This is a genomic window from Nocardia sichangensis (assembly GCF_047200615.1).
In the GTDB taxonomy this organism is placed as follows: Bacteria; Actinomycetota; Actinomycetes; order Mycobacteriales; family Mycobacteriaceae; genus Nocardia; species Nocardia sichangensis.
Map to the genome: position 1 here is coordinate 285,062 of NZ_JBJZOK010000002.1, position 12,682 is coordinate 297,743.

At 69.7% G+C, this 12,682-nt stretch carries 11 protein-coding genes and 1 tRNA gene; 8 read left to right on the forward strand and 4 right to left on the reverse strand.

Features of this window, described 5'->3' with window-relative positions; translation table 11 throughout:
* Nucleotides 1-68: 68 nt before the first annotated feature.
* The 4 genes from ACL03I_RS03850 to ACL03I_RS03865 are packed head-to-tail and all read left to right on the forward strand — an operon-like array spanning nucleotide 69 to nucleotide 4,318.
* Nucleotides 69-788, forward strand: a complete 720-nt coding sequence (locus ACL03I_RS03850; protein WP_355071007.1) for a response regulator transcription factor — start codon at nucleotides 69-71, stop codon at nucleotides 786-788.
* On the forward strand, nucleotides 752-2,074 hold the full coding sequence (locus tag ACL03I_RS03855) for a sensor histidine kinase (protein WP_355070173.1): 1,323 nt from the start codon (nucleotides 752-754) through the stop codon (nucleotides 2,072-2,074). Before ACL03I_RS03850 ends, ACL03I_RS03855 begins: the two co-directional genes overlap by 37 nt.
* The gene (locus ACL03I_RS03860) at nucleotides 2,067-3,086 is read left to right on the forward strand and encodes a hypothetical protein (RefSeq protein ID WP_355070174.1); all 1,020 of its coding nucleotides are present in this window, start codon (nucleotides 2,067-2,069) and stop codon (nucleotides 3,084-3,086) included. The genes ACL03I_RS03855 and ACL03I_RS03860 overlap by 8 nt, the downstream gene beginning before the upstream one ends.
* A gap of 32 nt (nucleotides 3,087-3,118) precedes the next feature.
* Complete coding sequence (locus ACL03I_RS03865) at nucleotides 3,119-4,318, forward strand: winged helix-turn-helix domain-containing protein (protein ID WP_379251309.1); 1,200 nt, start codon at nucleotides 3,119-3,121, stop codon at nucleotides 4,316-4,318.
* A 10-nt stretch (nucleotides 4,319-4,328) separates the two neighbouring features.
* On the opposite strand, the gene ACL03I_RS03870 is transcribed toward ACL03I_RS03865, so the two are convergent.
* Nucleotides 4,329-4,772 (reverse strand): hypothetical protein, encoded by a 444-nt coding sequence (locus tag ACL03I_RS03870; protein WP_356961457.1) that lies wholly within the window; start codon nucleotides 4,770-4,772, stop codon nucleotides 4,329-4,331.
* Between the two features lie 148 nt (nucleotides 4,773-4,920).
* Here ACL03I_RS03870 and dapA point away from each other — a divergent pair, with 148 nt between their 5' ends.
* Both dapA and ACL03I_RS03880 read left to right on the forward strand, forming a co-directional pair.
* Nucleotides 4,921-5,829: a 4-hydroxy-tetrahydrodipicolinate synthase gene (gene dapA, locus ACL03I_RS03875; RefSeq protein ID WP_364426881.1), complete on the forward strand. Its 909-nt coding sequence runs from the start codon at nucleotides 4,921-4,923 to the stop codon at nucleotides 5,827-5,829.
* A complete protein-coding gene (locus ACL03I_RS03880) occupies nucleotides 5,826-7,793 on the forward strand; it encodes a ribonuclease J (RefSeq protein ID WP_412805150.1) in 1,968 nt (655 codons plus the stop codon). Before dapA ends, ACL03I_RS03880 begins: the two co-directional genes overlap by 4 nt.
* Before the next feature lie 63 nt (nucleotides 7,794-7,856).
* Here the strand turns inward: ACL03I_RS03880 and ACL03I_RS03885 are convergent, their stop codons facing one another.
* A complete protein-coding gene (locus ACL03I_RS03885; protein WP_355070182.1) occupies nucleotides 7,857-8,414 on the reverse strand; it encodes a WKL family lipoprotein in 558 nt (185 codons plus the stop codon).
* Between the two features lie 26 nt (nucleotides 8,415-8,440).
* Complete coding sequence (locus tag ACL03I_RS03890; RefSeq protein ID WP_356961462.1) at nucleotides 8,441-8,821, reverse strand: DUF4189 domain-containing protein; 381 nt, start codon at nucleotides 8,819-8,821, stop codon at nucleotides 8,441-8,443.
* Between the two features lie 411 nt (nucleotides 8,822-9,232).
* On the opposite strand from ACL03I_RS03890, the gene ACL03I_RS03895 reads away from it, so the two are divergent.
* Entirely contained in the window at nucleotides 9,233-9,856 is a 624-nt protein-coding gene (locus ACL03I_RS03895) for a TIGR03085 family metal-binding protein (protein ID WP_412805151.1), read from the forward strand.
* Between the two features lie 117 nt (nucleotides 9,857-9,973).
* Complete coding sequence (locus ACL03I_RS03900; protein WP_364426870.1) at nucleotides 9,974-12,580, forward strand: DNA translocase FtsK; 2,607 nt, start codon at nucleotides 9,974-9,976, stop codon at nucleotides 12,578-12,580.
* Between the two features lie 6 nt (nucleotides 12,581-12,586).
* Here ACL03I_RS03900 and ACL03I_RS03905 read toward each other — a convergent pair.
* Nucleotides 12,587-12,663 (reverse strand) — tRNA-Leu (locus tag ACL03I_RS03905).
* Nucleotides 12,664-12,682 lie beyond the last annotated feature (19 nt).

The following is a 12,682-nucleotide window of genomic DNA, read 5'->3' on the forward strand; positions in this document are numbered from 1 at the left end:
CGAATTCTGGTGTCTGACCATGGCGCACCATTGCCCGGCATACTGTCTGCGATGTTGTCGCGGTGGGGATGTGGACGAGTACCTCGGGATGGGAGAGCCAGGTGACCTGGGCCGAAGGGAGCGAGAACGCCCCGCGCCGAATCGGATTGGTCGAGGACCACGAATCGGTCGCGATCGGTCTCGCCGCGATGCTCGCGCGGGAAACGGATCTCGATCTGGTGCTGACCGCGGGCACCGTGCCGGAACTGCTGTCCGCCGCCGACGGCGCGCCGAAGCTGGATCTGGTGGTGCTGGACCTGCGGCTGGCCGACGGGTCCTCGCCCGAGGACAACGTGCGCGCCCTGCGTGACCGCGGCATCGAGGTGCTGGTCTTCACCGGCGCGGACAACGCCTTCCTGGTGCGGTCCGCCGCGCGCGCCGGGGTGCTCGGTGTGGTGCGCAAGTCCGAGGACGTGCCGACGGTCGTCGCCGCCGTGCGCCGTGCCGCCAGCGGCGAACAGGTGGTCACCACCGACTGGGCGGCCGCCATCGACGGCGATCCGCAGTTGTCCGACGTGGGCCTGAGCCCGCGCCAGGAGGAAGTGCTCACGCTGTACGCGTCCGGAGAGAAGGCATCACGGGTCGCGCGGTTGACCGGCCTGTCCGAGCAGACGGTCAACGACTATCTCGGCCGGATCCGGCAGAAGTACGCCGACGCCGGTCGTCCGGCGCCCACCAAGACCGACCTCTACAAGCGGGCGGTGGAGGACGGGTGGCTGCCGGTTCCCGAGCGGCAGCCGCGCGGATGACCGCGTCCAGCATGCTGGACACTCCGTCGCACCCCCGTTCCCGCCCGCTCGACCGGCCGCGTGCGAGCCGTTGGCGTCGCGGAGTCGTCGCGCTGTCCAGGGAGAAGGTCTCCGAGGGCGCCGCCGATCGCATCCTGCGCCGGTTCGGTTTCGCCATCGGCATCGCCGGCGTGATCGCCGCGATCGTGGAACTGCCCGAGATCGCCGATCAAGGCCGTTTCGTGCCCGTTCAGTGGACGATCGTCGAGGTGGTGCTGGCGTTCGGACTGTTCCCGGTGCTCGCGGTCGTTTCGGTCGGTATGGGCCCGCGCGTGATCCAGCGGGTGGCCGGTGCGGCGGCGGTGAGTTTCCTCGGGGCGATGGCGGTGGTTCCGGTGGCGTACGCGGCGCCGAATGCCGAAGCGGCTTCGGTGTGGCTGTATCGGGTGTTGGCACTCGGCGTGCTCGCGGCCGTGCTCGCCTGGCGCCCACCGCTGGCCGTGGCCTACCTGGTGGTGGGTGCGGCGTTCAGCGCGCTGGCCAATCTGGTCGTGCTGCGGGAGACCACCGCACTCGCGCTGCTGGGCGATTTCGCCAGGGCGGCGGGACTGAGCGCGCTGTTCCTGTGGTGCGTGATCTATGCCAGGGCGGCGGCGGCCCGAGTGGATCGTGAGTCGGCGATCGAGAGCAGCCGCGCGGCGGCGGTCGCGGGCACGGCGGCCCGGGAACGGGAACGAGCGCGATTCGCCGCGCTGATCCACGACGCCGTGCTGTCCACTCTGCTGGATGCCTCTCGCACCGGGACCGAATCTCCGGTGCTGCGCCGCCAAGCTGAACGGACCCTGGAACAACTCGACGAGTGCCGGGGCGCCGAGATCGAACCCGACCGGCTGGACGCGCAATCCGCGATCGGGTTCCTGCGCTCGGCCGTGCACGAGGTGAACCCCGGTATCCGGTTCACCACGCGGCGCTGGGCCGGATTCGACGATCTGCACCTGCCGGTGGACGCCGCGAGCACGATCGCGGCCGCGCTGGCCGAGGCCGTGCGCAACAGCCTGCGGCACGCCACCGTCGTCGGGCGAGAGGTGCGCCGGACCGTCACTGTGACGATCAGCGCCGGCGGGATTCGCGTGGTGTTCCGCGACGACGGAGCGGGCTTCGACCTGAGCGCGGTGCCCGTCGATCGGCTCGGCATCTCGGTGAGCATCCTGGGCCGCATGCGTCAGCTGTCCGGCGGCGCCGGGTTCGTGGAATCCGAGCCGGGCGAGGGAACGACCGTGACGCTGGTGTGGGGCGGAAATGGCTGAGACGGAAACCGAATTCGGGTTGCGCGATCTGCTCGGGCTCCGCGACCGCGCGGCCTGGTTGTTCCTGGTCGTGCTCGAAGCGACCATCGTGCTGTACATGGTCCGGAACTTCTCGGAATCGCCGGTGGCCGCGGCGGTCGCGGCACTGGTCGTGCTGGCGCTGGCCGGTGTCGTGGTGATGGCGGCGCCGACCGACCCGCTGCCTTGGCCCGCGACCGTGTTCGTCGCCGCCTCCGGACCGCTGGCCACCACCCTGACCTCGTTCGATGTCGAGCACGGTTGGTCGAAGCAGGTGTGGACGGCGTTCGCCGCGTCCTACGTGCTGGCCGTGCTGGTGCTGCGCGGACGATCGGCCGCGGCCTGGCTCGGTGTCGCCGGCATCGGCGTGGTGATCGCCGTGGTCGGTGTGGTGGCGGGCCTGCGGGAGGGCGTCGTCGTCGGTTCGATCGTGCCGGTCGCCACGGTCGCCGGGGTTTCCCTGTTCGCGGCGATCATGCGGCCCACCCAGCGATCGCTGCGGCTGCTGCGCGACGAAGCAGCCATGCGCGCCGCCGCCGAAGCCGCCATGGCCGCGGAGAACTCCGAACGCACCCGTCAGCTGGCTCGGTTGGACGCGGTGGCGCGCCCGATCCTGGAACGCATCGCCGACGGCGACGAACTCACCGCCGCCGAGCGGGAACAGTGCAGGCTCCTGGAAGCCGAACTCCGCGACGGGCTTCGGGCACCGCAGCTGGCCACCGACCAACTCAACAGCGCCGCCCGCGGAGCGCGCTCCCGCGGTGTCGAGGTGATCCTGCTCGACGACGGCGGTTTCACCGGCGTCCCGCATCGGGTGCGCCAGCAGGTGATCGACGCCGCCACCAAAGAACTGGACGCCGCCAATGACGGTTCGGTCACCGTCCGCATCCTCCCGACCGGCCGCCGCATCCTGGCTACCGTCCTGGCTACCGCGTCGGACCGCGACCGCCGCACGGAGATCGACGCCACGGGCGCGGTCACGGTATCCACCTGACCTGTCGGTGCCCCATGGCATCGTTGTCGGTTATGCGGAAGATGGGTGCGGCGGCGGCGCGGCGAACGGCGTTGGCGGCGCAGGGCTTCGGGGCGCGCAAGCCCGGTCGGATCACGCGGCGGACGGTGCTCGGCGTGCTGGACCGGACGCAACTGCTGCAGCTGGATTCGGTGTCGGCGGTGGTGCGGGCGCATTACGCGCCGGTGTTCAGCCGGATCGGGCCCTACGACCGCACGCTCCTGGATCAGGCCGCGTGGAGCAACGGCTCGCGGCGGCCACGGTCGCTCGTCGAGTATTGGGCGCACGAGGCCGCGCTCATCCCGGTCGAGGACTGGCCGCTGCTGCGCTGGCGGATGCGGCGCTACGAGCACGGGCGCTGGTCCGGCATGCGCAAGGTGGTCGAGCGCAATCCGACCTTGGGCAAGGACATCCTGGACGTGATCACCGCGGTGGGCCCGGCCACCGCGGGTGAGGTGGAGCGTCACCTGGAGCTGGACAAGCCGCGGCCGAAGGGCTCCTGGTGGAATCTCAGCGATACGAAGATGATCTGCGAGCAGCTCTTCGCGGCGGGCGCGCTGTCTGTGGCCACGCGTGTGGGGTTCACCAGGCACTACGACCTGACCGAGCGGGTGCTGCCCGCCGAGGTGCTGGCACGCGACGTCACCGAGCAGGACGCCGTTCGTGAGCTCGTGCTGCGTGCCGCCACCGCGCACGGCATCGGCACCGAAGCGGACCTGCGGGACTACTACCGCCTCCAACGCACTCAGACCGAACCCGCCATCGCCGATCTGGTGGACGCGGGCGAGCTGATCCCGGTGGAGGTGGCGGGCTGGGGGAAACCGGCTTATCTGCGGGCGGGCACTCCCACGCCGCGTCGCATCGAAGGCGCGGCGCTGCTGTGCCCGTTCGACCCGCTCATCTTCTTCCGCGCCCGCACGGAGCGGATCTTCGACTTCCACTACCGCATCGAGATCTACACCCCGGAACACAAACGGGTGCACGGGTATTACGTCTTCCCGTTCCTGCTCGACGGCGAACTCGTGGGCCGCGTCGATCTGCGGGCGGAACGCGCGAACGGCCGGTTGTGGGTGCCGGCCGCGTTCGCCGAGCCCGGCTACGACACTCCGGCCACCGCGCAGGCCCTCGGCGGCGCGCTGCGCGAGCTGGCGGACTGGCTCGAACTGGACGAGGTCGCGACAGGCGATCGCGGCAATCTCGCCGCATTGCTGTAGCGCGTTCGGGTCAGATGTCTCGTTTGGGCCCGTACCCGCGCATCTGATCGCGCAATGCTCCGTGGACGGCGCTCGACAGCCACGAGTTCAGGGACTGACCACTCTGTGCGGCAGCCTCTTCCGCACGCGCCTTCATCTGTTCCACCAGCCGCAGCGTGACCCTGCTGATGTCCCCGGTCATCTCCTCGAAGGAGGGGCTCTGCTCGCCCACCGTGCTCTTGCGCACATCGATGGAGGCGTCGGTGCCGTCGACCGAGACGTGCACCGTGCGGTCGCCGAGCGCGGCGCTGACCTCGGCGGCGAGGTCCGACAGCGCGGCGAGCAGCACCAAGCGGGCCGGGCCTTCCGTCGCCGCGGCCAGTGCGGCCGCCGTGGCCTGCGTCTTCTCGTCACCGAGCGCCGCGGCGGCGATCAGGCTCTCGCGCAGTTGGCCGGTGTACTTGTTCAAATCCATGATGTCAGTGTGACGTCATGAATGACATCAGGCAAGCGGCGAAATGACATCATCTCACCGTCGTCGATATGGATTCGCGTCCTTGTTGCGGCCTGATCGCCGACGACGGTGTCGAGGGCGTGTCCCCGACCGGGTAGCCTTTCTGACCATGAAGAACGGTGAATCGACGCCAACGGAGCTGCGTGCGTCCGGCACGGTAGGTGTCGCTATGGTGACCCCCTTCAGCGCCGACGGCAAGCTCGACGTCGATGCCGGGGTCGCGCTCGCGGCCCGCCTGGTCGACCGCGGCGTCGACCTGCTCGCGATCTCGGGAACCACCGGTGAATCGCCGACCACCACCGAATCGGAGAAGGCCGATCTGCTGCGCGCCGTCGTCGACGCCGTCGGCAAGCGGGCGACCGTGATCGCGGGGGCGGGCACCTACGACACCGCCCATTCGATCGAGCTCGCGCGCAACGCGCAGCGGGCGGGTGCGCACGGTTTGCTCGTGGTGACGCCGTACTACTCCCGGCCCTCGCAGGAGGGACTGATCGCTCATTTCACCGCCGTCGCGGATGCCACCGATCTGCCGGTCACGCTGTACGACATCCCCGGACGGTCGGTGGTGCCGATCGCCAGCGACACCATCCGCAAGCTCGCCGAGCATCCGCGCATCGTCGCGGTCAAGGACGCCAAGGGCGACCTGAACATGGGCGCCGAACTCATCGCGAGCACCGGTCTGGCGTTCTACTCCGGTGACGACGCGCTCAACCTGCCCTGGCTGTCGGTCGGCGCGGCCGGATTCATCAGCGTCATCGGACATCTCGCGCCCGAACGGCTGCGCGCGCTGCTGGAGGCGTACACGGCGGGCGAGGTCGTGCGCGCCCGCGAGATCAACACCACGCTGCTGCCGCTGCACGCCGCGATGGCCAGGCTGGGCGGCGTCGCGATGAGCAAGGGTGGTTTGCGGCTGCTCGGCGTGGAGGTCGGCGAACCGCGCCTGCCGCAGCTGATGCCGACCGGTGAGCAGCTGGAAGCGCTCGCCGCGGACCTGCGAGCGGTCGGAGTGCTTTCGTGAGCGAGTCCCTACCCCGTCGCCGCCGTCGCGGCGCGTCCCGTCCCGCCGGATCGCCCGCCCCCGCCGCACCGGCCGAGCACACGCCGCCGGAAACCGTCGCGCTGCCCGAACCGGCACTCGACGAGACGACGGTGCCCGCCGTTTCAGCCGAGCGGCCCGCGCCCGTGCAGGCGCGTCGAGAGACCAGGACGCAGGATGCGGGATCCCGGCGAGCGGGCCGTGGACGGGGACAGTCCGGTGCGCGGCGGGTCGAAGAGCCTCCGGCGCAGGCGGATCCGATCGCCGCGCACGACCGGCTCGGCGCTCCGCCCGCCCTCCCCGAGAACGGCCTGCGCGTGGTCGCCCTCGGCGGCATCGGCGAAATCGGCCGCAATATGACGGTTTTCGAGTACGGCGGCCAACTGCTGATCGTCGACTGCGGCGTGCTGTTCCCGGAGGACCAGCAGCCCGGTGTCGACCTGATCCTGCCGGACTTCCGCCCCATCGAGGACCGGATCGCCGACGTCGTGGCCGTCGTGCTCACGCACGGGCACGAGGACCACATCGGGGCGGTGCCGTTCCTGCTGCGGCTGCGGCCCGACATCCCGGTCGTCGGCTCGAAGTTCACCCTGGCGCTGGTCGCCGCGAAGTGCCGGGAACATCGCCTGCACCCGAAGCTCATCGAAGTGACCGAGGGGCAGCACACCGCGCACGGCCCGTTCGGCTGCGAGTACTTCGCCGTCAACCACTCCATTCCCGACGCGCTCGCCGTCGCCATCCGCACGCCGGCCGGCGTCGCCCTGCACACCGGTGACATCAAGCTCGACCAGCTTCCGCTGGACGGGCGGCTCACCGACCTGGCCGGATTCTCCCGGCTCGGTGACGAGGGCGTCGATTTGTTCCTGGTGGACTCCACCAACGCCGAGGTCCCCGGCTTCGTCACGCCGGAGCGGGAGATCGGCGGCGTGCTGGACTCGGTGATCGGCAAGGCACGCGGCCGGGTCATCGTCGCGTCCTTCGCCAGTCACGTGCACCGCATCCAGCAGGTCGTCGATGTGGCCCAGAAGTACGGGCGGCGGGTGTGCTTCGTCGGCCGCTCGATGGTCCGCAATATGCAGATCGCCCAGGATCTGGGCTATCTCACCGTGCCGGAGGGCGTGGTCGTCGACCTCGACGTCGCCGCCACCTTGCCCGGCCATCGCTTGGTGCTGATCTCGACGGGTTCGCAGGGCGAGCCGCTGTCGGCGCTGTCCCGGATGGCGCGCGGCGACCACCGGCAGATCAACATCCGCCCCGACGACCTGGTGGTGCTGGCCTCCTCGCTCATCCCGGGGAACGAGAACTCGGTGTTCGCGGTGGTCAACGGCCTGGCTCGGCTCGGAGCCACGGTGATCACCCAGCAGAACGCCAAGGTGCACGTCTCCGGGCACGCCTCGGCGGGCGAGCTGCTGTACCTGTACAACGCGGTGCGTCCGACCAACGCGATGCCGGTGCACGGCGAGTGGCGCCACCTGCGTGCGAACGCGGCGCTGGCGGTGGCGACCGGGGTGCCGCAGGAGCGGGTGGTGCTCGCCGAGGACGGCGTGGTGGTCGACCTGGTCGACGGCATAGCCTCGGTCGTCGGACGGGTGCCGGTGGGACACGTCTACGTCGACGGGCTTTCGGTAGGCGACGTCGGGGAATCGACGCTGTCGGACCGGCTGGTGCTCGGCGAGGGCGGTTTCATCGCCATCACCGTCGCCATCGACGAGACCACCGGCAAGGCGGTGAGCACGCCGGAGCTGAGCGGACGCGGCTTCTCCGACGATCCCACCGCACTGGTCGATGCGGCCGAACTGGTGGAAGCCGAACTGCTGCGGCTGGCGGGCGAGGGCGTCACCGACACCCACCGCATCGCGCAGGGCGTGCGCCGCGTAGTGGGCCGTTGGGTGGCCGATACCTACCGTCGTCGTCCGATGATCGTGCCGACCGTGATCGGCGTCTGACCTTCCGCACAGCGAAAAGCGCCGGGCAGCTCAGCTGCCCGGCGCTTTTCACGCGGTAGCGGCTTACTCCTGGCAGGCCGCGGACTCGATCTTCGCGCTCTTGACGATGTTGCAGGCGAAGGTGTGGTCGACCTTCCACTGGCCGCCCTCGGACACGAATTGGATGAACGCGCTGTCCACCGGGGTGCCGTCGATGGTGACCTTGGCGTCGGCCTTGAGCTTGCCGTCCTTCGGGTCGCCCACGTTGGTGACCTCGACGGTGACCTTCTGCTTCTTCGCGGCGTCGACGAGGTTGGCGACCAGATAGGGATCCTGCTCGGCGGCCTGGATCCAGCTGATCTTCTCGGTGTTCGGCACGTTCGGGTCGAACGCCTTCTGCAGCCGCTCGTTGAGCTGCTGCGTGGTGGGCTTCGGCAATACGGGCGAGGACGGCGTGGTCGGCGCGGAGCCTGCCTCCTTGTCGCCCTTGCCCGAGCCGCCCTCCAATTCACCTGCGGGGTGCCCGGGAGCGGCGCTGGTGCTCGGAGACGAGGAGTCGTCGTTGGAGGCGCAGGCGGTCAGCGAGCAGGCCAGTGCGGTGAGGACGACGGCCACGGTGGTCCGGAAAGTGCGGTGCTTCACGTTGTTTCCTTCTCGAATTCCGGGCGTCAGCCGTGGTTGGACGTGCAGTTCCAGTGCACGATGTAGGCATCGGAATCGTTGTGCGCCAAGGCTTGCCCCTGCGCGCTGCGCCGCGACGACGCGTACCCCCAGCTCCAGGTGCCGGTGCCGCTGGAGTACGCCACGGCGCCGCAGCCGTTGCGGAACCAGACCACCGACTGGCAATCCCCTGCGCCACAGGAGCTGATCGCGCGTTGCTCCGCGGCAGCCGAGTTCGGGTAGTCGTAGGAGTACCCGATCAGACCGGTGGAGGTGGACAGCGCGATCGCGCCGTAGTTGTTGGTGTAGGCATTCGCGGCGGGCGCGCTGACAGCCAGCGCGGCACCTACCGCCGCGAGCGCGGCCACACCGGTAGCAAACTTCTTCACGAGGATTTGCCCCTTCTTGTCATTGGCCCACGACCCGATGGACCGAGTGACAAGGTACAGAGCCGATTCTCATTACGCTAGCCGGAGATTTCCCGGCAGGGAGAGCCGCGAATGCCATGCTATGGATGCACGTCGATCGGCGTGGCGCCAAGTGTGGCCCACGGTCAGCTGCCTCGCAACCCGGAGGCGGAACTCACGCTGCCTTTTTGTGCGGTGAAAACCGCTGAACCGCAAGGTCGTAACGATCCGGTTCCGGATGAGGCCGAGGTGCGGCAGTGCTTCGGTTTCCGCGGTCGGCCGCGCGCTGCGGTCAGATCCCGGTGGGGGATCGGCTGGTGGCGCGGCGGTTGCGGTGATCGCGGTGCGTCGCGCCGCGCGGCGGCATGGCCGAGCGGTCGGTATGTTCAGAGTGTGACTATGGCACAGCGGGAACGCCGGGGAGTCGTCGAGGCGATGGAGGCCGCGGGACCGGACGCGCGGACGCTCTGCGGTGCGTGGACGGTGCGGGACTTGGCCGCGCACTTGGTGGTTCGCGAACGGCGGCCCGACGCCGCGCCGGGCATCCTGCTGAAGCCGCTTGCGGGGTATCTCGAGCGCGTGCAAGCGAAGGCGGCGGGCAAGCCGTTCCCCGAACTGCTGGAGCTGGTGCGTACCGGCCCACCGTGGTGGTCGCCGCTGCGACCGGTCGACGCCGTGGTCAATCTGTCGGAGATGTTCGTCCATCACGAGGACGTGCGCCGCGCCGAGCCCGGTTGGCGGCCACGTGAACTGCCCGCGGCCGACGAGGAACAGCTGTGGTCGGTGCTGCGCAAGATGGCCAGGATGGCCTACCGCAAGGCGCCGGTCACGGTGGAGCTGGCGACGCCGGACGGCAGGCGCACGGTGGTGCGGTCCGCCGCCGAGGACGTCGTCACGCTGACCGGCAAGCCGTCGGAACTGGTATTGCATGCCTTCGGCCGGGACGAAGTGCGGCTGGAGACCGCCGGATCTCCCGAGGCCGTTCGGGCGGTACTCGAGTCCGACCGGTCGTTCTGATTTCCGCGCCGCCATCCCGTCGCGCGGGACCGGGGGATCGGCGAAAAGCCGCCAGAGGCGCAACGGAACCAGTGTTGCGGATGGTCCGGATGGGGCGATTGCGGCTAGCCTGGGGCCATGGCAGGTAAGTCCCGCAGCACCACGACCAGTCGGGCGCGGGCGGGATCGGCGCGGGGGAGGACCACTGCGGCGCGGTCTCGCGCGGCCACGCCCCGCACGGCCACGCCCCGCACAGCCACGCCCAGGGCGACCGCCACGCCCCGCCGACGCGCCACCGCCGCCCGGCGCCCGGCGCGCCGTCCGTCCGACACGGCTCCGCTGACGGTGATCACCCGGGGTATCGGCAGCGGCTGGACCATGCTGGCCCGCGGGCTCGGCGCCACCACACGCGCCCTGAGCCGTGCGGGCGAGATCGAACACGGACATCGGCGCGACGGCGTAGCGCTGGCGCTGATCGCGGTGAGCGCCGTAATAGCGGCGGCGGTCTGGTTGTCGGCAGGCGGTCCCATCGGCCACCTGGTCGAGGACGTGATCCGTGCGATCTCCGGATCGGCCTCCGCATGCCTGCCGTTCGTCGCCTCCGGAATCGCCGTCGTCCTGATGCGCACCGAACCGCGCCCCGAGATCCGGCCGCGGCTGGTGCTCGGCGGCCTGCTGATCGGCCTGCCGGTCCTCGGGCTGTGGCACATCGCCGCGGGCGCCCCCACCGACGCGCACGGGCGTTCCCGCGCAGCCGGTTTCGTCGGCTTCGTGACCGGCGGGCCGCTGACCGACGGCCTCACCGCCTGGCTCTCGGTCCCGATCCTTTTGCTGGCCATCGTCTTCGGCGCGTTGCTGGTGACCGGGACGACGGTGCGCGAGGTCCCCGCCAAGCTGCGGCGCTACCTCGGCACCGAGACAGGTGGCGACGAATACGGCGAATTCGACGGTGAGCGCAGGGACTACGACCCGGCCGACTACGACGCCGACGGATTCCCGGTGCATCGCGCCACCGCCAAGCGGCGCGGTCGCACGCCCGCGGAGAACTACCCGCCCGACGAGTTCGGCGATCCCGACGCGGTCACCGAGTCGTTGGGCGAGCCCCCGCTGCGCGACGCCAAGCAGATCGGGGCCGAGGAACCCGCGCCGAAACCGAAGCCGAAGAAGCAGCGTCCCGCCGCGGTGGTGGAGGATCAGACGCCACCGCCGCCGAAGCAGCTGGAGTTCGTCACCGACCGTGAGGTCGAAGGCGACTACACGTTGCCGCCGTTGTCGCTGCTGACCGACGGGGATCCACCGAAGAAACGCAGCGCCGCCAACGAATCGATGATCGAGGCGATCACCGAGGTGCTGGTGCAGTTCAAGATCGACGCCGCGGTGACCGGGTTCGTGCGCGGCCCGACGGTGACACGCTACGAGGTCGAACTCGGGCCCGGCGTGAAGGTGGAGAAGATCACCGCGCTCGCGCGCAACATCGCCTACGCCGTCGCGACCGAGAACGTCCGGCTGCTCGCGCCGATCCCCGGCAAGTCCGCCGTCGGCATCGAGGTGCCCAACGCCGACCGCGAGCTGGTCCGGCTGGCCGACGTGCTCAAGGCGCCCTCCACGCGTACCGACCACCATCCACTGGTGATCGGTCTGGGCAAGAACATCGAGGGTGAGTTCGTCTCGGCGAATCTGGCCAAGATGCCGCACCTGCTGGTCGCCGGTTCCACCGGTTCGGGAAAGTCCAGCTTCGTGAACTCGATGCTGGTGTCGCTGCTGCAGCGGGCGACGCCGGACGAGGTACGGATGATCCTGATCGATCCGAAGATGGTGGAACTGACGCCGTACGAGGGCATTCCGCACCTGATCACGCCGATCATCACCCAGCCGAAGAAGGCCGCGGCCGCCCTGGCCTGGCTGGTGGAGGAAATGGAGCAGCGCTACCAGGACATGCAGGCCAACAAGGTGCGCCACATCGACGACTTCAACAAGAAGGTGAAGTCGGGGGCGATCACCGCGCCGCTGGGCAGCGAACGGGTGTACCGGCCCTACCCGTACATCCTCGCCATCGTCGACGAGCTGGCCGATCTCATGATGACCGCTCCGCGCGACGTGGAGGACGCCATCGTCCGCATCACGCAGAAGGCTCGTGCGGCCGGCATCCACCTCGTGCTGGCCACGCAGCGGCCATCGGTGGACGTGGTAACCGGTCTGATCAAGACCAACGTGCCCTCCCGGCTCGCCTTCGCGACCTCCTCGCTGACCGACTCGCGCGTCATCCTCGACCAGCCCGGCGCGGAGAAGCTGATCGGCATGGGCGACGGCTTGTTCCTGCCGATGGGGGCGGGCAAGCCGACCCGGTTGCAGGGTGCGTTCATCAGCGACGAGGAGATCCACGGCGTCGTCGACTTCACCAAGAACCAGGCGGAGCCGGAATACCAAGAAGGCGTCACCGCCGCGAAGGCGGGCGAGAAGAAGGACGTCGACCCCGATATCGGCGACGATCTCGACGTCTTCTTGCAGGCGGTGGAACTCGTGGTCACCTCGCAATTCGGGTCCACCTCCATGCTCCAGCGCAAGCTGCGCGTCGGCTTCGCCAAGGCGGGACGGCTGATGGACCTCATGGAGACCCGGGGCGTGGTCGGCCCGAGCGAGGGGTCCAAGGCGCGCGACGTGCTGGTGAAACCCGATGAACTGGAAGGGTTGCTGTGGTCGATCCGCGGCGGCGGGGACGGCGGCGACTCCGACGAGTCGGAGTGATCCGGCTGGTTCCCTCGGCGAGATTCGAACTCGCATCTACCGGAATCTAGGTCCGGCGCCTCTACCGATTGGGCTACGAGGGATCGGTCGGGGTTCCGACCT

Coding starts and splice junctions, on each gene's coding strand:
- dapA (WP_364426881.1), top strand. CDS start 4,921: ATGAAGAACGGTGAATCGACGCCAACGGAGCTGCGTGCGTCCGGCACG.
- ACL03I_RS03870 (WP_356961457.1), bottom strand. CDS start 4,772: ATGGATTTGAACAAGTACACCGGCCAACTGCGCGAGAGCCTGATCGCC.
- ACL03I_RS03860 (WP_355070174.1), top strand. CDS start 2,067: ATGGCTGAGACGGAAACCGAATTCGGGTTGCGCGATCTGCTCGGGCTC.
- ACL03I_RS03865 (WP_379251309.1), top strand. CDS start 3,119: ATGCGGAAGATGGGTGCGGCGGCGGCGCGGCGAACGGCGTTGGCGGCG.
- ACL03I_RS03850 (WP_355071007.1), top strand. CDS start 69: ATGTGGACGAGTACCTCGGGATGGGAGAGCCAGGTGACCTGGGCCGAA.
- ACL03I_RS03900 (WP_364426870.1), top strand. CDS start 9,974: ATGGCAGGTAAGTCCCGCAGCACCACGACCAGTCGGGCGCGGGCGGGA.